Below are 23,078 nucleotides of genomic sequence, written 5' to 3'. Positions count from 1 at the left end.
GAGTGCTTCCTCCTCGTGTCTGATTGCTTCTTATTGCAAGCCGATCGCGACTGCAATAAAGATGAAGATCGTTCCTAATACAAATAAGAACCCTTGCATTTTGATCTGGAATTTCGCCCATTTCACCCATTCGATTCTTGCGACACCTAGCACACCGATCAGACTTGCCGATACTGGAGTGAAGGCATCCATGAAGCCTGAGCCTAATTGATAAGCCAATACAGCGATCTGTCTGGAAACACCTAAAAGATCAGCTAATGGCGCCATGATCGGCATGGTCAATGCAGCCTGACCTGAATTGGAGGTCACGATCAAATTGAAGAAGCTTTGGAAAATGTACATGAACCATGCCCCAATAAATGCTGGAACATTGCTTAACAAACCACCGATGCTGTGCAAAATCGTATTCAAGGCTGACGGCACGTTGGCATCAGAACCGCCGAGAACCAGAAGAATCCCTTTGGCCATCCCTACAACGATTGCAGTTCCCGCTAATTCTGAGGCCCCTGATTGAAAGGCACTCGCCACATCATTCAAGCCCATATTTTCTAATTTGAAAAGAACCGCTATGATTCCTGCCCCTAAGCCCATAACAAAGAATTGAGAAGCGATCTCGGGAATATAATAGCCTTTTTGTGTCACACCCCATACGATCCAGATCAAGACCGCCAGCATTTCAACCAAGATCAATTTATGACCTAATAAAAATGGTTTTTGCTCACTGGAGGTTTTTTCAAGATGATTTCGAAAATACGCATCTGATTGATACGTGAGCGATTTCTCAGGATTCTTGCGAATTCTTTCGGCATAGATCATGAGGTATCCTGCGGATAATGCGGTAACCACGACCCACATGATGATTCGGAACGTTGCGCCTGAAAGAACGGGAATACCTGCGATCCCTTGAGCCACTGCCACACTAAATGGACTCATCCACGAGGTGGCATTCCCAATCTGGGAGGCGACATAGGTGACAGTGACCGCCACGATCGAGTCATACCCTAATGCGATCACGAAAGGCACCATGACCATCGAAAACGGAATGACTTCTTCTGCCATCCCAAAAGTAGCACCACCAAATGAAAAAGCAAAGAACAACAGTGGCAATGCCAAACGTTCTAATCCACGGGTTTTGCTGATAAATGCAAAAATCCCCGCATCGATCGCTCCCGTTTGCATGATAATACCAAATGCACCACCGACCACTAAAATCAGTGCTGCAATCCCTACTGCTGAGCCGTATTTGTCGCCAGAAACCAACCCTTCAAAAACAAAATTTAAAAAGCCGAAACCGCCAAAGTCATCGGTTCCCCAAACCTTGGCTGTTTTATGCAGTTTTTCTGAAGTATCATAAATCTTTTCGCCATAAAGGCTGTAAAGGGTGTCATCCGTTAGCCCGACCTCATCTAATTGACTCTGGGACAACTCTTTAGGCCCTTCAGCTAGAACAGCTGCTAAAGCCTCAGGATCGACATCTAATTCTTCCAGCTCTTGTGGATCGTCTTCCAATTGATTCAACTGTTGATAGACGTATTCGTTATCTAACGGGTAGGCATAACGAAACGAATCTTGCATCAAGACCGTTCTGGTACTTATGTCCCCATTTGCATCGGTATACTCGATTTCTTGTGTACTAAATTTCCCAGCAGGAACTAAGAAAGTCAGCAACCATGCCAACAGCACGACCCCAAAAATGATGACATACGTATGCGGCGTTTTCATTTTGGTTAAATCTTTCTTTTCTTTCCCCTTTTTCGCTTTTTTTCCAATTGTCACTTTTTCTCTCCCTTTCCCTTTGCAGCGTACTGCATAAATTATCATTTTAGCCTATTTTTTAGTATATCGAAAAAACGTTTTTTCCTCATGGGGAAAGCATTAGAATTCAAATAAACTACGTTATAAAAAGAGAGAAAAAGAAAAAGTGAAAAGAAGCCAGAAACGCTTCTTTTCACTACGAACGACTAGTTTTCTTCAGAAAGCCCATCAAAATAAGCTTCAGTGTCTCGTTCATCTTGCTTTAATTGCTCGATCAACGCTTGTGCGCCATTGAAAGCGACTTGATCACGTAAGAAATGATGCCAACGGATCGTCACGGTTTCACCATAGATATCTTGGTGAAAATCGAGAATATAAATCTCTACTGTTAACTGGCGACCTTGACCAAACGTATCATTGTGACCAATCGATCCCATCGATGGATACCACTTGTCACCAACTTTGATTTCCGTCACATAGACGCCTTCTTTTGGCAACCGAACGGTGCTCTTCACTTTGATATTTGCGGTTGGAAACCCAAGTTCTCGTCCTCTAGCATCACCGTGAACGACGGTTCCTTCAAATTCATAAATATACCCTAACAAGCGATTGACTTGCACCATATCACCATTTTGTAGTGCAGAGCGAATGCGTGTGGAGCTGACCTTTTCCTCATGAAACGATTCTTGCGCGACAGTCACGACTTCAAAACGTCCTTCTGCATAGGTTGGCAAAAGCGCCATGTTGGCTATCTCTTTCTTGCCATAGGTATAGTCAAAACCTGCAACAACAACTTTTGCATGCAGTCCGATCATGTATTCATCTACAAATACTTGCGGTGCCAAATTTGCAAAAGCAGAAGTAAATTCAATGATATAAAGAATATCTACCCCAAGTTGTTCCAGGTGCGCTTCTTTTTGCGGCAAACTGGTCAGGTATTGCATTTTTTCAGGATCAACCTTTTGAAAAACGATCGAGGGATGCTGATTAAAGGTCATCAACGCCAATTTTAACCCTTTCTCCTCTGCAATCTTTCGTCCTGTTTCAATGACTTTTTGATGACCTAAATGTACGCCATCGAAAAAGCCTAAAACTAAGACGATCTCCTCATCAGGAATCGCTGCGTGATCATAAGGGTGTCTTATTTCAATGATTTCCATATTCATTCTCCTATTTCTGTACGGATGACTTTTACCGGTTTCATCATATCATGGTATTTGTCATGAGCTTTATAGATACTGATCAATTGTTCTCGATAAAAAATCGCCACTAATTCCTCTGGGCGCTTTGGTAATCCAAACGCGCTGAAGGGCAAACGCATGCCATTTTTTACTTTCTGCCAGAGGTCTGCATCGATCGTCACTTGAAGAAATTCTGATACCCCGTATTCTAAAGGTAGTAGTAGTTCCGAAACACGTTGTTCATCGACTGCCTTTTGCACCTCTGCAATCGTGTAGGATTGTTCTTTTGAAAAACCACCGCTTTTTAGGCGAGTCAAATCAGACATATGCGCGGGTACACCCAGCAATTTCCCTGTGTCGACCGCTAATGTGCGAACATAGGTCCCTTTTCCACAAGCAACTTCAAAACGCCAGCTTTGCGTATTGTCCTCATGAATAATCGGCTCTGAAATTCGTTCAAAGGAATAAATTTCTGCTTTGCGCTGTGGCCGCTCGACAGTTTCATTGTTACGAGCATATTCGTAAAGTCGTTTGCCATTGACTTTGACCGCCGAATACATCGGCGGGATCTGGGTAATCGTCCCCGTCAACTGTTTCATTGCCTGATCGATCTCTTCCTTCGTAAACGGACGAGTTAGTGCTTGTTGTTCAACGATATCCCCCGACCGATCTTCTGTAGTGGTACTGAAGCCCAAAGTGATTTCCCCGGTATAGACTTTTCCAGAATCAACCAAGTATTCGACGATCTTCGTTCCTTTTCCGATACAAATGGGCAAGACACCATCCACGTCAGGATCTAGTGTGCCGCTGTGTCCGATTTTTTTTGTCTTTAATATTTTTCGTAATTTAAACACGCAGTCGTGACTTGTTTGTCCACGCTCTTTCCATAATGGTAAAATCCCGTCCATCGTATTCCTCCATTTCACTTCAACTTGCTTATTATAACATATAAAAAAAATTCATTGCACGACAAAATCCTTTTCGCTCTTTCTCATTACATGATAAACTAAGCATATAAGGAGGTCCTAAAATGGTTGTTTTAACGATAGGGTCATTTATTGGATTTGCCATTTTTTTGATCATGATTCAGCTCGGCACGATGCAGCGTTGGGAAGAAGCGTTTGCTTTGCAGATCATCCAAAGCCGTACGCCCTCTTTGACGCGCATGATGCACTTTTTTACCAATTTAGGAAAAGCCTTTCCGACAGTTGCGATTGCTTTACTGTTGTTTGCCTTTCCATTATCGCGGGCGGATCTTGCACCAAAAACAGCAGTCAGTATCTTCATAGTATCAGCAGCTGCTTACTTGATCAAACGAATCGTCCGACGAGATCGTCCTATTGATCATCGTTTAGTTGAAGAAAAAGATCACAGCTTTCCTAGTGCTCATGCTGCCACATCCGCTGCCATGTATGGAACGATCGCCTTGAATCTTGGACAATTGGTTCCCTCAGCTGTCATCCCGATGACCTTACTGGCAATTTTGCTTAGCTTTATGATTGGCTTTAGCAGAGTCTACTTAGGAATCCATTTTTTAACAGATGTGATCGGTGGTTGGCTCTTAGGGGCAGGTGTTGCTGGACTGGTTACTTTACTGATGAATACCTGATGCTCTTTTCAAATAAAAAAGAACAGCTTCGATTGGAAGCTGCTCTTTTTTTTATTCTTCTGAGTGCAATGCGCGAATCATTTCATCAATTTTATTCCCGTATTGTACTGATTCATCCAATTCGAATTGGATTTCTGGAACTTTATAGAGCGTTAACGCTTGACCTAATTCACGACGAACCAAGCCAGTTGCTTTTTCCAGTCCTGCTTGGGCTTTTTGCTTATCTGAAGCTAAGTCCGTTAGGGTGCTGTAAAAGATCGTTGCTTGCTGTAAATCTCCAGTTACTCGTACATCTGTGATCGTCACATCTTGCACGCGAGGATCACGAACTTTTTTACGAAGAATTTGATTGACTTCTTTTAAGATTTCTTGCGCCACTCGGCGATCTCGATAGTTAGCCATTCAAAAAGCCTCCTTGTATAGTTGTCATTCCGTTATTTTGTCGGTACTTCTTCCATGACATAGCCTTCGATCACGTCATCAACTTTAAGATCGTTGAATTTCTCGATCATCGCGCCACATTCAAACCCTAGCTTCACTTCTTTGACATCATCTTTGAAGCGTTTCAAGCTGGCAAGTTTTCCTTCATAGATAACGATGCCGTCACGGATCACGCGGACGCCACTGTCACGGCGAATACTGCCTTCCGTTACGTAGCAACCTGCGATCGTGCCCACTTTAGATACTTTGTATGTTTCACGAACGATCATTTGACCAGTGATTTTTTCTTCGAATTCAGGATCAAGCATCCCTTTCATCGCGGTTTCGATTTCTTCGATCGCTTTGTAGATGATGCGATGCAAACGAATATCGACTTTTTCCGCTTCCGCTTGCTGTTTGGCTTGCGGTGTTGGACGTACGTTAAATCCGATGATGATGGCATTACTTGCTGCTGCTAGCGTTACATCACTTTCATTGATTGCACCAACGGCTGAATGGACGATGTTCACTCGCACACCTTCAACATCGATTTTCTTCAATGAAGCAGCTAATGCTTCAGCTGAACCTTGTACGTCTGCTTTGATGATGACATTTACTTCTTTCAGTTCGCCTTCTTTTAGACTTTCAAACAAGTTATCCAATGTCACACGACTGCTTGATGCGCGTTGCTCCATCAAGGCACGTTTTGCACGTTCTTCACCTGCTGCCCGAGCCGTTTTTTCATCTTCAAAGGTAACGAAACGGTCACCTGCTTGAGGGACATCGTTCAATCCTGTGATTTCGACTGGCGTTGCAGGTCCAGCTGCTTTATCACGACGACCTAAATCATTCGTCATCACGCGGACACGACCGAAAGTGTTCCCTACAACGATTGGATCACCAACATGAAGAGTTCCTTGTTGTACCAATAGTGTTGCTACAGGACCTTTGCCTTTATCAAGGCGCGCTTCAATAACGGTACCGATCGCTCGTTGGGTAGGATCAGCTTTCAAATCTTCGACTTCTGCTACTAAGAGGATCATTTCAAGCAATTCTTCAATGTTTTGCCCAAATTTCGCTGAGATTTCAACGAAGATCGTATCCCCACCCCAAGCTTCTGGGATCAACTCATGTTCACTTAATTCTTGCATCACATGTTGAGGGTTAGCACCTGGTTTATCGATTTTGTTAACTGCAACGATGATTGGCACTTTTGCTGCTTTCGCATGGTTGATCGCTTCCACCGTTTGCGGCATGACACCATCATCAGCTGCGACAACTAAAATCGTAATATCAGTGATACTTGCTCCCCGTGCACGCATACTGGTGAACGCCGCGTGTCCAGGAGTATCTAAGAAAGTGATTGGTTTGCCATTGATGTCGATTTGGTAAGCCCCAATATGCTGCGTGATTCCTCCAGCTTCACCACTTGTTACGCGTGAATGACGTAATGTATCAAGCAATGTTGTTTTCCCGTGGTCAACGTGACCCATGATGGTAACAACAGGTGGTCGTGATACTAAATTCTCTTCAATTTGTTCTTCTGCTTCGAAGAATTTATCGATATCTGCGATATCCACTTGAACTTTTTCTTGTGGTTCGATTCCGTAATCGGTAGCAAGCAGTTCAATCGTATCTTTATCTAAAGGTTGGTTTTGATTGACCATAACCCCCATCATAAAGAGCTTCTTGATGATCTCTGCTGGTTCACGGTAGATTTTTTTCGCGATATCCGCTACGTTCATGCCTTCTGTATATTCCAATACTTCTGGCAGTTCACGGAATTTACGTGCTGGAACTGGCGGTTTCTTTTCCGTCTGCTGACGGCCTTTTTTCCCTTTTTTGTTAAATTTATTGCGATTGTTGTTGTTGAAATTGTTATTGCGTCCACCGTAATTTGACTTGCCGCGGTTTTGATTTCCTCCACGGGAATCATTCGAGCCTTGCGTACGGTTGTTGTTGCGGTCTGCCCCTTGCGTATTTCCTGCAGATTGAGCGGCTGGACGGTTTTGTTGCCCTTGGTTATTTGGACGGTTTTGCTGTCCTTGGTTTGTTGGGCGATTTTGTTGCCCTTGATTATTCGGACGGTTTTGTTGTCCTTGGTTTGTTGGGCGATTCTGTTGCCCTTGATTATTCGGACGGTTTTGCTGTCCTTGATTGTTCGGACGATTTTGTTGCCCTTGGTTGTTTGGACGGTTTTGCTGTCCTTGATTGTTCGGACGATTTTGTTGCCCTTGGTTGTTTGGACGGTTTTGCTGTCCTTGGTTTGTTGGGCGATTTTGTTGCCCTTGATTATTCGGACGGTTTTGTTGTCCTTGGTTTGTTGGGCGGTTTTGTTGCCCTTGATTGTTACGATTCTCTTGGTTATTCACTCGATTATGACTTCCTTGGTTATTTGGTCTGTTACTTCCTTGACTGTTCGTGCGATCTACTTGTCCTTGACCAGCAGGACGGTTATTGCTTTGCGTAGTTCGCTGTTGACTTTGATTGTTATGACGGTTTTGGAAGTTAGGATTATTTCTTTGCGTTTTAAATTTCTTTTGTTCTTGTTTTTCCGGCTGGTTGGCTGGTTTCTGATTTGCGGGATTTGAGTTTGCAGATGTTTTACCATTTGGATTGCCGCCTAATGACTGCTGCAATTTTTGCGCCTCTCCATCTGAGATCGCGCCCATATGATTTTTGACATCAAAGCCTAAAGATTGTGCTTTTTCAACAACCTCTTTGCTCGACTTATTCCATTCTTTTGCAAGTTCATAAATTCTTTTTTTTCCCATGCAATCACCTTCCTAACCTAATATTAATTCCTGCACCTTCCTTGCAAATCCTTGATCTAAGATGCCAATGACCATTCTTGGTTTCCCAATGGCCGCACTGATTTCATCAGCAGAAAATGCATCTAGGAGCGGAATTTCGTAATAAGAACTTTTGTCCTTAATTTTCTTTTGTGTATTTTTACCAGCATCACTGGCGATAATGACTAAAGCAGCTTTCTCATTGCGAATCTCTTTTAAAGTCATTTCTTCACCAGTTACTAATTTCCCAGCACGCATGGCTAGTCCTAACATATTTAATGCTTTGGTTTTATTCATTTGCAAATAACTCTTTTCGCGCTTTTTGGTGCGTTACATAGTCCAATAGTTCTTGGTAAAATTCATCTGTCAATTTCGTTTCCAGCACTCGATCCAAGATACGCTTATCCCATGCTTTCTGGGCTTCAGCCGGTTCGATCGCTATATAAGCTCCCCGACCTGGCATTTTTCCTGTCGGATCGATGGAAACAACGCCTTCTTTTGAACGAGTGATACGAAGCATTTCTTTCTTAGGTAGCATTTCGCCTGAAATCACTGATTTTCGTAAAGGAATTTTTCGTTTTTTCATCACGATCTCACCTCAACTATTTTTCGTCAAACTCAACATTTTCATAATCATCCGCAGTCATGTCTGATGGAAGGATCGCTTCATCAACTGTTTCTGCAGATTCTGTTGCTTCTGTGCTGATTTCTTCAGCAGCTTCTGAAGCGTTGGCATCATACTCATCGATATAGTCGCCTTCATCCAGCTTCGCATAAAATTCTTCCATGTCTGTTTCTGATTTGATATCGATTTTGAAGCCAGTCAATTTGGCTGCTAGGCGAGCATTTTGTCCGCGTTTACCGATCGCTAATGATAGTTGGTAATCAGGCACGACAACAGTACAAGCCTTCGGATTATCAACATCAAAAATAACGTCGCTGACTTCTGCTGGATTCAACGCATTGGCGATGAAGATCGCTGGATCTTCATTCCATTCCACGATATCCATGTTTTCGCCTTTTAGTTCATTAACGATCGCTTGAACCCGTTGACCTTTAGGGCCAACACAAGTGCCGACTGGATCGACGTTGGCATCAAAGGAACGAACAGCAACTTTGGCACGATCCCCTGCTTCACGAGCAATACTTACGATCTCTACAGTACCATCATATACTTCTGGCACTTCTTGTTCAAATAATCGGCGCAGCAAATCTGGATGGCTGCGGCTAACGAATACTTGAGGCCCTTTTGAAGTATTTTCAACACGAGAAACGAATACTTTGATCCGATCATGGGGTTGATAAAACTCATTTGGCATTTGGTCTTGTTTTGAAAGCACGGCTTCAATTTTGCCTAAGTTTACATAGATATAACGATTGTCTTGGCGTTCAACGATTCCTTGCAAAATGTCTTTTTCGTACGCACTAAATTCGTTATAGATAATGTTTCTTTCCGCTTCACGGACCCGTTGCAAAATGACTTGTTTTGCCGTTTGCGCCGCAATACGACCAAAGTCTTTAGGCGTTACTTCAAAGCGGATTTTGTCGCCGATTTCATAAGCGGGGTTGATTGTCATCGCTTCTTTTAATGAAACCTCTAGTTGCGAGTCCATGACTTCTTCTGTCACTTCTTTGACTGCATAGACGTGGATATTGCCTTTTTTCTGATCAAATTCTACTTCCACATTTTGTGCTTGCCCGTAATGACGTTTGTACGCTGAAACCAATGCCGCTTCCAAGGCATCGATGACAATCTCTTTTGAAATGCCTTTCTCTGCTTCTAATGCATCCAATGCATTCAACATTTCTTTACTCATGATTCTTTCATTCCTCCGTGTTTAAAATTGAATGGCTAAACGAGCTTTGGCAATATTTTTCCGGTCGATCGTTCGTTCTTTTTCTCTGGTTTTGATTCGGGTCTTCATAACTAGCTGATTTTCGTCGAATGACTGTAAAAAGCCTTCGAACTGTTTTTCTCCATCAATCGGTTGATATAAAGAAACATGAATGTACTCGCCGACTGCCCGTTGATAATCTGCTTCTTTCTTCAATGGACGCTCGGCGCCAGGGGAAGAAACTTCCAAGAAATAGGCCTGTGGAATAGGATCAGGTTCGCATTGGTCTAATTGTTCACTAAGTTGTTCACTGACAAAGGCACATTCCTCGATATCGATTCCGCCTTCTTTATCAATGAACACACGAAGAAACCAATTTTTCCCTTCCTTCACGAATTCTACTTCAACTAATTCAAATTTTTGCGCATCCAGAATAGGGGTCACTATATCTGTAACAGTTTCCACTACCGTACTCACAACATCGCCTCCTTTATTTCTCAACGAAACGAACTTCATTCCATTAAAAAGAGTGAGCGAAAAAACCGCTCACTCACTCTAAGTATCATTACATTGTAAATATAACACAATTTTCATAAAGATTCAACTACTGTCGCATGTTCCCTTCGCTTTCAGAAAAAAACAAAGTATTTTCTTAAAGATTTTTAATGCTTGGGTGAATGGCTGTTAGTGAATCACTTGACCAATCCGACGTAGTAGTTGTGGGAAAATGCTCTCTGGATCAAAGTCCATTGGCGCGTCATGTGGGAAATGAAGCCAGAGCCGACCACCATAAACCACTAGTACCAAAAGTGTCAATGTCACCCACAGGTTGTGACTGTAGTAAAGTTTGCTGATTTTCGGATTTTTTTTGAATAAAACAATTCCGAATACGATCGGCACTAACCAAAACAAGGGATGAAAATGCAGCGCACCTTCAAGATTACCCTGAAATAAGTGCAAATAGGCGCGCGTCATGCCACAACCTGGACAAGGAAACCCCGTTAACCATTTAAACGGACAAATCAATAATCTACCCAATCATCTGAATCAGACGAATCGTTTGTATTGTTAGATGAGGTCATGGCATTTTGATCAGCCGCTTCCCACATTTGGTTCATATCACCTTGTAAAATCGCCATGTTGATGAAATCAAAAGCAAACAGGCTCAAGACGACAAAAAGAATTTTGTTGTCACTCAGACGAGGCATATTCGCTCGTTGTTGTGCACTCATAAAGATATCCGCAATTCGGTACCACCAATAAATTTGATACAATCCACAAGTAAGGATCGTGAGTAAAATCGACGTTTCTGGCGAAAGACGATTATCCCCGCTGTATTCTGCCAGCTCTTTGGTTGTTTGGTACATCCAAAAGAATGTATAAATGCCACAAGTAATAAATGTTAATAAAATGACCGATACAACCGATTTCTTTCTAACTCCGTAATTATAATTCATCACAAACTCCTTCTAGTTTATTCCTTTTTATCACTTACTAATTATACACGATTTTATTCACAAAAACAAAAAAAATCTAAATATTTTATTTTATATAGATTAAAAAAGGTAAATAGCACCTACTGAAAGCAGGTGCCTATACTATAAAATCATTCGTTTTCTTTGAACCAAAAGCTATGCTCGACTATAATTTTTCACTTCAGCAGCCATTGCATCAACAAACAAATTCAATTCTTCGACTTGGGTCTCCTTGCTGCCGTAGCGACGGATATTGACTGTCGCATCATTGACTTCTTGATCCCCAACAACAATTTGGTAAGGAATTTTTTGGGTTTGTGATGAACGGATCTTATACCCCATTTTTTCGTTGCGGTCATCCACTTCCACTCGCAGTCCTTGCGCTTGCAGGCGTTCTTTGATTTCGTAAGCATAGTCGCTGTGGGCTTCGACTGAGACCGGAATGATCGATGCTTGGATTGGTGCCAACCAAGTCGGGAATGCCCCTTTATAGACTTCTGTCAGGTAAGCCACAAAACGTTCCATCGTTGAAACGATTCCGCGGTGGATCACCACTGGACGGTGATTGTTTTCGCCATCTTCACCAACATATGTTAGATCAAACCGTTCAGGCAATAAGAAATCCAATTGGATCGTTGACAAGGTTTCTTCCATACCTAAAGCTGTTTTCACTTGGACATCTAGTTTAGGTCCGTAGAAAGCTGCTTCACCGTCAGCTTCAAAATAATCCAATTCTAATTCATCCATGGCCGCTTTTAGCATTGTTTGCGCATTTTCCCACATCGCATCGTCATCAAAATATTTGTCTTTGTTTTGTGGATCGCGATAACTTAAACGGAAACGATAGTCAGTAATATTAAAGTCTTCGTAAACGCCCACCATAAGATCCAGTGTCCGTTTGAATTCTTCTTTGATTTGATCAGGACGAACAAATGTATGACCATCATTTAAGGTCATTTCCCGAACCCGTTGCAACCCTGATAGTGCCCCTGATTTTTCATAGCGGTGCATCATTCCTAATTCAGCGATCCGAATTGGTAGTTCACGATACGAATGGATGTCATTTTTGTAAACCATCATGTGATGTGGGCAATTCATTGGTCGTAGAACCAGCATTTCGCCATCCCCCATATCCATTGGTGGGAACATGTCCTCGTGGTAATGATCCCAGTGCCCTGATGTTTTGTATAAATCCACGTTTGCCATGATTGGTGTGTATACGTGTTGGTACCCAAGGCTAACTTCTTTATCCACGATATAACGCTCGATCGTACGACGGATCGTGGCTCCTTTTGGCAACCAGAAAGGCAAACCCGCGCCGACTTCAGGGGACAACATAAACAATTCTAATTCTTTCCCTAATTTACGATGATCGCGTTCTTTTGCTTCTTCTCGTAAACGAATAAATTCCTTCAAGTCTTTCTTATCGAAAAAGGCTGTTCCATATACCCTTTGCATCATCTGGTTGTCAGAACTTCCACGCCAATAGGCTCCGGCTACTGATAACAATTTGTACACTTGGATACGACCTGTCGATGGGACATGAGGGCCGCGGCATAAGTCAACAAATTCTCCTTGCTGATAGGCAGTAATCGTTTCGTCATCTGGTAATTCTGTAATCAACTCAACTTTGTATGGATCTTCAGCAAAAAGAGCCAAAGCTTCCTCTTTTGTTAATACACGTCGTTCAATTGGCAGATTTTCTTTAATGATTTTCATCATTTCTGCTTCGATTGCTGGTAGATCTTCCGCAGTTACTGGGTTTTCCCCATTGTCTGTGTCATAGTAAAAACCAGAATCAATTGCAGGTCCTACTCCAAAATGGATCGATGGATAGAGTCTGCGCATGGCTTGAGCCATTAAATGAGCTGTCGAATGACGAAGTAAACCTAAGGCGTCTTCATGATCGGGTGTCACGATCTCAATCGTTGCATCTTCTTCGATCGGACGTGAAAGATCGATCAGTTGTCCATTGACTTTTCCAGCTAAGGCTTTTTTTGCAAGACTTTTCGAGATACTTTCAGCAATCTCTTTAGTTGTTACCCCAACAGCAAATTCTTTTTTTGCGCCATCAGGAAATGTAATAAATAATGACATATGAATGTCCTCCTTTGAATGATTTCAATCAATAAAAAAGTCCTAGTATCGGTTACGATACTAGGACGATCACTCGTGGTTCCACCTATTGTTCGAAAACAGAAAAAGTCTGTTTTCCTCTTCATGAGATAACGGTTCAACCGCCTCCGTTTCGACAGAGGTCTAAAAAAAGTGGTCATCCTTTGGTTTTCTTCCAGGAAATTTTCAGCCAAGATTTCCCTCTCTTATCGAAGACTCTCAAACTCAGGTGTCTTTTTTATTGATCGATTATGGCTCAATTAAACCACTACCTACAAGAAAAAGCAAGAGAATTATTTCCAATCGCCATTCACAGCATAGGTTCCTTGCTTCATTTCATTGATGATGACATGGATATGCTCCTTAGGGGCACCCGTATTTTTATGGACCGCCTCAGTGATTTCTTTCATCATATTCGTCAGTTGTTCTTGCGAACGCCCTTCAACTAGTTCGACATGAATAAATGGCATACGATTTCCTCCTTTGTTTGCTTTTGATTATACACCTTTTTCAAAAAGACAAAAGCTATTCCCATGATTTCCAAAGAAAAACGTGTCTTTATTCCTCCTGATACACGACAGAAAACTTTTCACAAACGCATAGCATTTGATCGTGAAAAGACAACCCCGCTGAGGCATAAGCTCGTCGAAAAAAAGCTTCATGAACACGGCGCCAATAAGCCAAAGTGCGATCTCCTTCCCCTTCTAAAAAGGCAAACGCTGCTGTCACTTCATCAAATGGCACGATCGACACTGACTCTAAATAAAGAACAGCTCTTGGTACATCCGAACCATCTAAAAGGACACTATACGTTTCTGATTGTGGCAATGCTTCTTGCTCGATTTCATAGAGCGCAGCGGCGGAGGTCGTCGCTGTCTTTTTGCCAGCTAAAACAAGTGCTGCCAGTTCATCCGCCATTTCTGAAGTATCACCAAAGGACCAAGCATCTTCATAGGTCAGAGAAGATTGATTTCTTGGATTTGCTTTTAAAAACCGCTGCCAAAACGCTTGAATCTGACTGTCTTTTATTTTTGGTTCTCTGGTCTCATCTGCCAATTTTTTTCACTCCAATACTTCGTATATGTTTGGACATTCTCAGCTTCTTGCCAATCATAGGCCAACCCTAATTTCTCGCTGATTTTCTTTGCTTGCTTATCAAATCGTTTTTGCATCTTCAAGAGGGACTGACCGCAGGCAGTGATCGTGGAAAAATCAAGCAATGAGGTCAATTCCCGCCACTCCTTTTCCGTTAGAAACTCCTGTAGGTATTTATGATTTTTCCCTGTACTCACCTGAAATTGCTGAGCTTGGGCAACGAACAAATCTTCAATCCATAACAATTCTTGCCAACAAATAGTGTATAAATGATCCGCAGCATAAATCAGCTGCTTTCGAAGCAGCCCTTTCACGACATACGTGCTTACCCACCAAAATTCGTTGCAGTGTTCCTGAAAAGCGGCTTGGGTCGGGCGCTTGATCCAGTAATGCGAATGATTTGCTTGATTAGCAAAACTTAGTATTTGGTCTGGATCAAGCAGCGGCTGCAAGCCTGGTTCGTTAGCCAGACGATCGACCAGTGCAAGAGGACATAGCATGAGATCGATTCTTACTCCGTCTAAAAAATGCATCAAGTACGTAAAACACCCGCCCAAACTTGGCGGATAGATGGTGCTAGCTTCCGGTGTTTGCCTGATCATGATCGGTCCAAAGGCTTCTAACCATGAAGGATCATCGACCAAGGGCTGAATATCATCCATTACGTAAACCACATCAAAGTCTTGCAAAAAATCTTTTGGCGCCTGTGGATCGGTCCGTGAACCAGATAAACCGATGGCACGTGCCCCAACACGTTGCCCCACAGACAGGATCAATTGGTGCAATTCTGCTTCTTCCCTCACCGTCTCCACCTCTTTTTCGTTTCGTTTTTGAACACCTAAGCTCTTTTTATAAATATTAGCATAGTTTCTTTTTTTCCACGACATTCGCAGGGAAAATATGCTATAATTTTATGTCGCAATTTTTTTAAGGAGGATCCTTCGTGAACGAACGTCAAAAAGAACAACAACATGTCAATGAAACCATTGCTCTGATCCACAGAGAACAAGCGATCCTTTCGCAGCAAAAACAAGAGTTAGCCGCTAAAATGGATGATCAATTAAAAGAAATCGCCGATAAGAAAATTCGCGGGGGCGACAGTGAAGCCTTTTATGAATCAGTGATCGAGTACCAGCAGCATGAACAAGAATTGCTGATAAAATACCAAACCGCAGAATCACAAGAAAAACGCGTCAAAACCTTAACAACGATGGCGGGCAATCCGTATTTTGCTCGAATCGATTTCAAAGAAGAACAAGAAACCGAGACCCTCTATTTGGGGATCGCTTCATTGCGAGACAAAGATGAAGAAACGATCGTCATCGACTGGCGCGCACCGATCGCCAATCTTTATTATGAAGGAGAGCTTGGTGAGACCTTCTACGAAACAGACACTGATCGGTTTACGGTAGAATTGCTTTTGAAACGCCAATTTAAAATTCAAAATGGTGAAATCTTGTCGATGGTCGATACTTCGGAGATCATCAATGACGAATTTTTGTTGGAAATATTGGATGAAGCCTCTTCTTCTCAAATGCGTAACATCGTTTCGACGATCCAAAAAGCACAGAATCAAATCATTCGTGATACCACCAATAAATTCTTACTGATCGAAGGGATTGCTGGAAGTGGGAAAACCTCTGCTTTGTTGCAGCGGGTCGCCTTTTTACTTTATCGGAATCGCAAATGGTTGGACGAAAAACAAGTCTTGCTGTTTTCACCCAATCATTTGTTTTCTGACTATATTTCCATGGTCCTGCCTTCTTTAGGTGAAAGTGAAGTGCCCACAAGAACCTTCCACCACTTTATCCAATTGATTCTGACTGGCTATGAAGTGACGAAAGAAACCCAACAAGAAGAAACCTTTTTAAGCGGCGATGATGATGCCATTGAAAAAATCAAAAGTAGTCTTTTCTTGGTGGAAAAAATCAACCGTTATGTCCGTTCGATTGCACCGATCGGTCCCTTGTTCCGTGATCTAAAAATCCAAGGGCAAACCTATTTGACAAAAGAACAGATTCGCCGCTGGTATCAAGAAACCAATAACGAACTGCCGATTTACCAAAGAACCCAACTGCTTCAAACGAAATTATTAAAAAAAATCGGCGGCTTGGAAAAAGATGAAGCCAAAAAAGACTGGGTCAAAGAAGCGACCGAAGAACAATTGCAACAAGTATTTGCCAATGATCCTCATCAAGAATACAGCGAAGAAAACGAACGCCGTTTGCGGAAGAAACTTAGACAGCAGATCGTCCGCAAGAAGTTCCGTTCCTTGACGCGGGGAGTGAAAAACTTTCAGTTTATCAACCAAGCCAAGCAATACTTACACTTTTTACAATCGGTTGAGTCTGCTGCAGTCAAAGAAACTGGCATCGAGGCTGCGGCTTGGCAGCAAAGTATTGCCGATATTCGACAAGGCATGCGCCAAAGACAGATCAAACAAGAAGACGCCGTTTTGTTTTTCTTACTGATCAAACAGCTTTATCCTGTTCACGTCGAAGAAAAAGCTCGGTTTATCTTTATCGATGAAATGCAGGATTTTCCACCAGCACAAGTGGCTCTACTGCGTCAGCTTTATCCAAAGGCTGGCATCACCCTGTGCGGCGATTTGAATCAAAAAGTGTATGGCAATGAAACGATCGTCGGGGCATTAGCAGAATTATTCCCCCGCGAAAGTGTGAAACGTTATCAATTGAAAACCAGCTATCGTTCGACTAAGGAAATCACAGATTTCGCCAATCAATTTTTAGTTGGCAGTGATCAAGTGGAATTGACGGCTCGTAAAGGGGCGGTACCAACAATTGTTAAAGGAACTGCAACTGAAAATCTGGCTTTCCTAGAAACCAGTATTCGTGACGCCGCTGAGAATCAGCGTTGGCGCACCGCGATCATTTGTAAAACCGCAAAGGATTGCCAGCAGTTATATGCCCAGCTGGCAGAAACAATGCAGGAACAAGTGCAGCTGATCACCTCTGAAGAAGACTTCATGAAACGCAATGTGATGATCTTCCCGGCCTTTTTAGCAAAAGGGCTAGAGTTTGACCAAGTATTTGTCTGGACACCAGGTTCCACTTTCGTGACTGAACAAGACCAATTGATTTTTTATACAATGGCGACACGGGCGATGCATCAGTTGACCGTCCTCACCCAAGAGGAATTGCCGCTGCTAGCAAAAGCTGATCCTACCACTTATCAGTTCCAAGAAGCATCAACGATCGGATAACAAAAAACATCACGATCGGCGAGTTCCCAAAGGAAACAAGCCGATCGTGATGTTTTTTTAGCCTTTTAACTCGCCAATAAATAAACGGGTTTCTGGATAGCGCATCCCTACGATGGTTAAAATCATTTGCAGCTCAGAAACGTGTTCGGGATCTTCTGGAACGAATAATTTTGTATGTCGTCCAATGCTGCCGTTATCGATCAAGCGATGGGTACGATTCCACTCACTAAATTCTTCAATCGTCGTAAAGCGACTAAGAGGAAAGCCAGCGCCATCCAGAATTTCTGTCAATCGAAAAAGTACATAGGAACTGTCGATGACAAATTCTTTTCTATGAGGCAAAGCACGCGTTCGTTTATAATCAATAATTGCTTTTTCTGGTCGGTGCTCTAAAAGCCAATCCAACAGCAAGAAGAACCCTTCCATTCGATACTCATCGATAAAGAGCCGTTCAGAGTATTCCGACATGCGAAAGACTAATGGAATCAAGAATCGCTCTTTATAAATTAATAAGGGTGCGCGATCAACGACGACATTTAAATAACGATTCAAATAAGAAGAACCACGATAATCACCTAGACGATACCCTTCTACCCCATACTTTTGATATTTCCGACAAAGAGCCGAGCAGTCAGAAATCGATACAGACACTTCTGCTAGCTTTTCAAAACCACTTAAGATTCGATTAAATGGCTCTAAAACGATTTTTTCTTCCATGTCTGCCCCCCTAACGATTTGTTTGCTTATGTAGTAAATCATAACACATAAAATGTATAGAAACCAACTGAAAAGATGATCAACACAGAAGAATTTTCAGTAAATGAGCAACGCTACCGCTTCATTATTTCTCTTGCATAAGCGACAAAGCCTCTACATAAAAAAACATACTAAAAAAATGGCAGCCAGATTGTCTCTAGGCTGCCAAGTGACACTTATTCTTCCGCATCTGCCACATTGTGATAGACGTTTTGTACGTCTTCAAGATCTTCTAACACATCGATCATTTTTTCGAATTTTTCTAGATCGTCACCCGTCAAGGTTACTTCATTTTGAGGAATCATTTGCATTTCTGCAATTGAGAATTCAGTGATTCCTTTTTCTTTCAAGGCTTCTTGAATGGCATGGAAGTCACTTGGTTCACCGTGAACGATGATTTGTCCATCTTCTTCAACGACATCACGAACATCGATCTCTTTGTCCATCAAGTATTCTAAGATTTCATCCGCATCGTCACCGGCAAAGCCAAAGAGTGCCGTGTTATCAAACATATAAGCAACGGCCCCTGAAACACCCATATTCCCGCCGTTTTTACCAAAAGCGGCCCGAACATCGGCTGCGGTACGGTTGACGTTATTTGTCAACGTATCGACGATCACCATTGATCCATTTGGTCCAAATCCTTCGTATCGAAGTTCTGAGTATTGTTCATCGCCAGAACCTTTGGCTTTTTCAATCGCACGGTCAATAATGTGTTTTGGCACATTGTAGGTTTTCGCACGTTCGATAACAAAGCGTAATTTTTGGTTCGCGTGAGGATCAGGATCACCCGATTTTGCTGCTGCGTAGATTTCGATTCCAAATTTTGCATAAACTCGGCTATTGTTTGCATCTTTAGCAGTTTTTTTCGCTACGATATTTGCCCATTTACGACCCATGATTTCACTTCGCTTTCTTGTTTTTAAAAATCCTTATTCATTATACTTGTCAAATGGCGTTCTGTGAAGTAATTTTCACTTATTTATCAATAAAAAGCGGAATTCTTCGAAAATTTTGTTCTGTGATTTGAGGATTCCCTTGCTGATAAATCTGGTCGATCCGCAATGACAAGCCATAGCGCTGTGCTTCTTGCTTACCAAATTTAGCGATCAGCGGCAGGGTCAGCTCTTTTTTGACCTCTTTTAAATAGTGCTGCCCTTGCTTCGTATACCCTAAGACTCGAATAAAGGAATGTTCTTGAGCTTCCTTCATTTCAGCTTTTGTCACTTGGAACAATACATAACAAGCAAGACGCTGCAGTCTCGTTTGGGTATAGCGTTTTGTCTTTAACAACTTGATAAAATCTGCAAAAGAATCCGCCGCCGTCACATATTGTTTTAGTCGATATTCTAGTCCTTCTTCCATCTGGTAAATAGCAGCTAATTTTTCGATTGGGGCAGAAATGATCTGGTATTGAAGATACGGCCAAAAGGCTTCCCAGTCGACTGTTGCTTGTGAAAGAAAGTTTTGTGTGGCTTCAGGAACAAAATCCACAACAGCTGCACCTTGTTTGATTGCTTGGCGAATGGCTGTTGCACTGGCGATTGTTGGATGATCGAATTGTTCTGAATGATAAGACGCCGCAACGCGTTGGATGGGGACCAAACGCATTGGTTTTTCATAATGCAGCACTTCCCGTGCATACGCCATACCCAACAGATGATTCGGCTGGTCTTTTTCTGCATGGTACTCAGGATAAAGCTCACTGAGGACCATACTCATTTTTTTACTATAGGTAGCATTTTGCCTAGCTATGCGTTGAAATGCGTCATCGATCATCCGCTGATTTTCTTTTTCAAACTGAGCGAACTTTGCATAGTCAAAGGGTTGTTTCGCATCTGTTCCAAAACACAAAGAATCACATTGCAGATTTTGTAAGATCCTAATCGCTCCCTCTGCAAAAAAATCAGCAGACTGGACGGCCCAAGCGGATGGCAGTTCAACGACCAAATCGACGCCATTTTGCAATGCCGCTTGGGCTCGTTGCCATTTATCGATGATTGCTGGTTCGCCACGCTGTAAAAAATTCCCACTCATCACAGCTACAATGACATCAGCGTTGGTTTCTTGCCTGGCTTTGTCCACATGGTATTGGTGGCCATGGTGAAAAGGGTTATATTCTACGACTAGTCCGCAAGCCTTCATCGACATCCCTCCTGTTTTACATAACGGTTACTTATGGCAGACAAAAAACCAGCGACGGCTTTTTTCATTTGGTTTTGTATCGATAAAATCAGCGTAGCATTCAACATTAGCAAAACCAGCATTTTCTAACATTCTTAAATAGCTTTCAAGAGGATAGGTTCTTTCTTGATGAAGCTCATCTAAGCGTTCAAACAACCCATTCTCTTGTGCAACAAAAAAGGTCAAGAAGTGTTCAATGCTATGGTCTTTTTCGCCTTGATAGCTTTCCCAAAGAAAGGCAAATTCATCGGTTTGGTAATGATAGCTATAATCAGGAAAGACTTCATCGATTTGATATACGGAATGCACATCAAATAAAAAGACGCCATCTTCTTCTAAACAACTGTAAACACCATCAAACACTTGCTGCACACTCTGCTCGTCTTCCATGTAGCAAAGGGAGTCAGAATAGCAGGTAATTGCTTGATAGGTGCCAACATCTACGAGATCCAGCATGTCACCCGCAACAAATTGCACAGCCGCCTCTTCTTTTTCAGCCCGTTGACTAGCGATCATCAGCATCTCTTCTGAAAGATCTAACCCAGTCACGTCAAAACCAGCCTTGGCAAACTCAACGGCTAACGCACCAGTTCCACAAGCCAATTCTAACAGCTGTTTTCTTTTTCCTAAATGACGACAAGAAAAATCCAGCCACTTTTTATAGAGACTGGAATCCATTACTTCGTCATAGACAAATGCGAAGGTTTCGTAAGCCATTACGCCACGACCCATTCATTAAGATCCACAAGCGGCGCATCAGACCATAATTTTTCTAGGTTGTAAAAAGCACGTTCTGAGGCACTGAATACGTGAACGATCACGTCACCTAAGTCGATCAAGACCCATTTTCCACCATCTTTTCCTTCGACACGGCGAACAGATACTTGATTTTCTTCTTCTTTATCGATGACTTCATCAATGATCGCATTGATTTGACGTTCGCTATTTCCTGAACAGATCACAAAGTAATCTGCTAGCAAAGAGATTTCCCGCACATCTAATGCCATAATATCTTCGGCATGTTTGGAATCGGCGGCTTTTACAGCAATTTCTAATATTTTCTGACTATCTATGGTAATTCCCTCCTATATTTGGCTACCCAAAAATTGTAGGTTTCGATCGTTTTTGGGTAGATAACTGCTTCTGTTTCGATCAAATGAAGCAAGGTATGTTTCGTTTCGTAAGCAACAGCGGCATCTAAGTCAATCATTGCGATCTCTCTGGCTTCAACGACTCCAGGAAACGTACGTCCGGGTTCGATATAATCTGCCACATAGATGATTTTATCTAACAGGCTCATCTTAGCAGCTCCGGTGGTGTGCAAACGGATCGCTTGTAAGATTTCTTCGTCATCGATTTCTAATTCTCGTTGAACGAAATCAGCACCGACAAGTCCATGCCAGATGGCATTGTTCCAGTTCAAGAGATCCAAGTCGAATCCGTCTCTACGAATGACTAATTGAAATTCTTCATCGCTGCGTTCTTTCGCATAATCATGCGTCAAGGCGGCGATGCTGGCTTTGACCGGTGAAGCACCATATTTTTCCGCAAGGGCAACGGCCGTTTTTTCGACACCTAACACATGCTCAAAGCGCTTTTGACTCATCTGCATTTGGACCTTTTGCATCAAAAGTTCCCGTTCTGCTTGTGTGTAGTGTTCACTCTTCATCCAAGTACAACCCCTTTTCTTGAATATAGTGTAACACATTATCTGGCAATAAGTAGCGAACCGAACAACCTTGTTGCACTTTTTTACGAATTGTTGTTGAGCTGACATCCATTAGCGGGATATCGATCCAAATAATCGGGTATGGGCTATCGATCGGCACTTCTGGACGACGAACCCCCACAAAAGTCACCAATTCCATCAGCTCATCGATTTGATGCCATTTTGGTAAATAGTTCACCATATCCCCGCCAATGATAAAATAATAATTGGTATCTGGATTCTTAGCTGTCAATTCCCGCATCGTATCAACCGTATAACTCTTACCTTTTCGTTCCAACTCAATGGTCTCTACAGCAAATCGCGGATTATCGGCGATCGCCAACTCCAACATCGCCAAGCGGTGCTCAGCTGGGATCGTCTTTTTCTCATCAACATGAGGCGGTAAATACTCAGGCATGAAATAAACTTTATCCAGCCCTAATGCTTGCCCTACTTGCTCACCCATAACCAGATGTGCGTAGTGTACTGGATTAAAATTCCCACCAAGAATGCCCACTTGCTTTTTCGGTACAAGTTCTTGTGTTTGTGTCTCTAAAACCGTTTGTACCTTTCCAAATGTTTGTCCTTGCATGCCTTCTCCCTCCTAAATTGAACGAACTTTGCTTGAAATCGTTTGGTATTTTTCTTTGCTTGACGGTTTGAATAAAACGATCACTCGTCCGATGATCTGTACCACTTCACAGCCGACTTTCTCACGGATCGTTTCAGCTGCTTCGTCAGCAACCTCATCAGTATTTTGGAGCAATGAGACTTTGATCAATTCTCGTTTTTCTAGCGCTTCCTCAATTTGCGCCATCATCGCGTCATTCAAGCCGCCTTTGCCGATTTGAAAAATCGGGTTTAAATGGTGCGCTTCACTTCGTAAAAATCTTTTTTGTTTTCCTCGTAAGTCCATATTCTTCCTTCTTC

At 42.4% G+C, this 23,078-nt stretch carries 25 protein-coding genes; 2 read left to right on the top strand and 23 right to left on the bottom strand.

Going from position 1 to position 23,078, the window contains the following annotated elements; all coding sequences use genetic code 11:
• Positions 1-30: 30 nt before the first annotated feature.
• The 3 genes from yfcC to truB form a co-directional block, all read right to left on the bottom strand.
• On the bottom strand, positions 31-1,722 hold the full coding sequence (gene yfcC, locus IGI71_RS07405; protein WP_170927566.1) for a putative basic amino acid antiporter YfcC: 1,692 nt from the start codon (positions 1,720-1,722) through the stop codon (positions 31-33).
• Positions 1,723-1,961: 239 nt separating this feature from the next.
• On the bottom strand, positions 1,962-2,915 hold the full coding sequence (gene ribF, locus IGI71_RS07400) for a riboflavin biosynthesis protein RibF (RefSeq protein ID WP_201689011.1): 954 nt from the start codon (positions 2,913-2,915) through the stop codon (positions 1,962-1,964).
• 2 nt (positions 2,916-2,917) lie between these two features.
• Positions 2,918-3,844 carry a tRNA pseudouridine(55) synthase TruB gene (gene truB / locus IGI71_RS07395; protein WP_118214884.1) on the bottom strand — a complete coding sequence of 309 codons (927 nt, stop codon included), beginning with the start codon at positions 3,842-3,844 and terminating at the stop codon, positions 2,918-2,920.
• 122 nt (positions 3,845-3,966) lie between these two features.
• Between truB and IGI71_RS07390 the strand changes: the two genes are divergently transcribed.
• A complete protein-coding gene (locus IGI71_RS07390; protein ID WP_194186094.1) occupies positions 3,967-4,545 on the top strand; it encodes a phosphatase PAP2 family protein in 579 nt (192 codons plus the stop codon).
• Positions 4,546-4,596: 51 nt separating this feature from the next.
• Here IGI71_RS07390 and rbfA read toward each other — a convergent pair whose 3' ends face one another.
• The 12 genes from rbfA to IGI71_RS07330 all read right to left on the bottom strand — a co-directional run bounded on the left by rbfA (position 4,597) and on the right by IGI71_RS07330 (position 15,080).
• Complete coding sequence (gene rbfA / locus IGI71_RS07385) at positions 4,597-4,947, bottom strand: 30S ribosome-binding factor RbfA (RefSeq protein ID WP_005225925.1); 351 nt, start codon at positions 4,945-4,947, stop codon at positions 4,597-4,599.
• Positions 4,948-4,979: 32 nt separating this feature from the next.
• Positions 4,980-7,739, bottom strand: a complete 2,760-nt coding sequence (gene infB / locus IGI71_RS07380) for a translation initiation factor IF-2 (protein ID WP_194186095.1) — start codon at positions 7,737-7,739, stop codon at positions 4,980-4,982.
• A gap of 12 nt (positions 7,740-7,751) precedes the next feature.
• Complete coding sequence (locus IGI71_RS07375) at positions 7,752-8,054, bottom strand: YlxQ-related RNA-binding protein (protein ID WP_005235626.1); 303 nt, start codon at positions 8,052-8,054, stop codon at positions 7,752-7,754.
• A complete protein-coding gene (gene rnpM, locus IGI71_RS07370) occupies positions 8,047-8,343 on the bottom strand; it encodes an RNase P modulator RnpM (protein WP_005225922.1) in 297 nt (98 codons plus the stop codon). The genes IGI71_RS07375 and rnpM overlap by 8 nt, the downstream gene beginning before the upstream one ends.
• 16 nt (positions 8,344-8,359) lie before the next feature.
• The gene (gene nusA, locus IGI71_RS07365) at positions 8,360-9,574 is read right to left on the bottom strand and encodes a transcription termination factor NusA (RefSeq protein WP_008378144.1); all 1,215 of its coding nucleotides are present in this window, start codon (positions 9,572-9,574) and stop codon (positions 8,360-8,362) included.
• Between the two features lie 21 nt (positions 9,575-9,595).
• Complete coding sequence (gene rimP / locus IGI71_RS07360; RefSeq protein ID WP_008378146.1) at positions 9,596-10,069, bottom strand: ribosome maturation factor RimP; 474 nt, start codon at positions 10,067-10,069, stop codon at positions 9,596-9,598.
• A 207-nt stretch (positions 10,070-10,276) separates the two neighbouring features.
• Positions 10,277-10,618: a DUF2752 domain-containing protein gene (locus IGI71_RS07355; RefSeq protein WP_430616349.1), complete on the bottom strand. Its 342-nt coding sequence runs from the start codon at positions 10,616-10,618 to the stop codon at positions 10,277-10,279.
• Positions 10,615-11,049: a DUF4234 domain-containing protein gene (locus tag IGI71_RS07350; protein WP_008378150.1), complete on the bottom strand. Its 435-nt coding sequence runs from the start codon at positions 11,047-11,049 to the stop codon at positions 10,615-10,617. Before IGI71_RS07350 ends, IGI71_RS07355 begins: the two co-directional genes overlap by 4 nt.
• Positions 11,050-11,223: 174 nt before the next feature.
• Positions 11,224-13,164: a threonine--tRNA ligase gene (thrS, locus tag IGI71_RS07345; protein WP_194186096.1), complete on the bottom strand. Its 1,941-nt coding sequence runs from the start codon at positions 13,162-13,164 to the stop codon at positions 11,224-11,226.
• Positions 13,165-13,475: 311 nt separating this feature from the next.
• Positions 13,476-13,652 (bottom strand): 2-hydroxymuconate tautomerase, encoded by a 177-nt coding sequence (locus tag IGI71_RS07340; RefSeq protein WP_005225916.1) that lies wholly within the window; start codon positions 13,650-13,652, stop codon positions 13,476-13,478.
• A gap of 88 nt (positions 13,653-13,740) precedes the next feature.
• Entirely contained in the window at positions 13,741-14,238 is a 498-nt protein-coding gene (locus tag IGI71_RS07335; RefSeq protein WP_005235615.1) for an ASCH domain-containing protein, read from the bottom strand.
• Positions 14,208-15,080, bottom strand: a complete 873-nt coding sequence (locus tag IGI71_RS07330) for an aminoglycoside 6-adenylyltransferase (RefSeq protein ID WP_194186097.1) — start codon at positions 15,078-15,080, stop codon at positions 14,208-14,210. Before IGI71_RS07330 ends, IGI71_RS07335 begins: the two co-directional genes overlap by 31 nt.
• A 140-nt stretch (positions 15,081-15,220) precedes the next feature.
• On the opposite strand from IGI71_RS07330, the gene helD reads away from it, so the two are divergent.
• Positions 15,221-17,500: an RNA polymerase recycling motor HelD gene (gene helD / locus IGI71_RS07325; protein ID WP_194186098.1), complete on the top strand. Its 2,280-nt coding sequence runs from the start codon at positions 15,221-15,223 to the stop codon at positions 17,498-17,500.
• Positions 17,501-17,557: 57 nt separating this feature from the next.
• Here helD and IGI71_RS07320 read toward each other — a convergent pair whose 3' ends face one another.
• The 8 genes from IGI71_RS07320 to yhbY form a co-directional block, all read right to left on the bottom strand.
• Positions 17,558-18,217 carry a hypothetical protein gene (locus tag IGI71_RS07320; protein ID WP_005225912.1) on the bottom strand — a complete coding sequence of 220 codons (660 nt, stop codon included), beginning with the start codon at positions 18,215-18,217 and terminating at the stop codon, positions 17,558-17,560.
• 215 nt (positions 18,218-18,432) lie between these two features.
• On the bottom strand, positions 18,433-19,155 hold the full coding sequence (locus IGI71_RS07315) for a YebC/PmpR family DNA-binding transcriptional regulator (RefSeq protein WP_005225911.1): 723 nt from the start codon (positions 19,153-19,155) through the stop codon (positions 18,433-18,435).
• Positions 19,156-19,234: 79 nt separating this feature from the next.
• Positions 19,235-20,401, bottom strand: a complete 1,167-nt coding sequence (locus IGI71_RS07310; protein ID WP_194186099.1) for a nucleotidyltransferase — start codon at positions 20,399-20,401, stop codon at positions 19,235-19,237.
• 27 nt (positions 20,402-20,428) lie between these two features.
• Positions 20,429-21,157, bottom strand: a complete 729-nt coding sequence (locus tag IGI71_RS07305; RefSeq protein ID WP_034695540.1) for a class I SAM-dependent DNA methyltransferase — start codon at positions 21,155-21,157, stop codon at positions 20,429-20,431.
• Positions 21,157-21,498 carry a ribosome silencing factor gene (gene rsfS, locus IGI71_RS07300; RefSeq protein ID WP_034695537.1) on the bottom strand — a complete coding sequence of 114 codons (342 nt, stop codon included), beginning with the start codon at positions 21,496-21,498 and terminating at the stop codon, positions 21,157-21,159. Before rsfS ends, IGI71_RS07305 begins: the two co-directional genes overlap by 1 nt.
• An 11-nt stretch (positions 21,499-21,509) precedes the next feature.
• The gene (gene yqeK, locus IGI71_RS07295) at positions 21,510-22,109 is read right to left on the bottom strand and encodes a bis(5'-nucleosyl)-tetraphosphatase (symmetrical) YqeK (RefSeq protein WP_005225907.1); all 600 of its coding nucleotides are present in this window, start codon (positions 22,107-22,109) and stop codon (positions 21,510-21,512) included.
• The gene (locus IGI71_RS07290; protein WP_005225906.1) at positions 22,099-22,740 is read right to left on the bottom strand and encodes a nicotinate-nucleotide adenylyltransferase; all 642 of its coding nucleotides are present in this window, start codon (positions 22,738-22,740) and stop codon (positions 22,099-22,101) included. Before IGI71_RS07290 ends, yqeK begins: the two co-directional genes overlap by 11 nt.
• Positions 22,741-22,752: 12 nt before the next feature.
• On the bottom strand, positions 22,753-23,064 hold the full coding sequence (gene yhbY / locus IGI71_RS07285) for a ribosome assembly RNA-binding protein YhbY (RefSeq protein WP_005225905.1): 312 nt from the start codon (positions 23,062-23,064) through the stop codon (positions 22,753-22,755).
• Positions 23,065-23,078 lie beyond the last annotated feature (14 nt).

The organism is Enterococcus sp. DIV1279b, from assembly GCF_050531515.1.
Taxonomy (GTDB): Bacteria; Bacillota; Bacilli; order Lactobacillales; family Enterococcaceae; genus Enterococcus_D; species Enterococcus_D casseliflavus.
The sequence above is the reverse complement of the archived record's forward strand: the minus strand, read 5'-3'. Positions and strand labels throughout refer to the sequence as shown.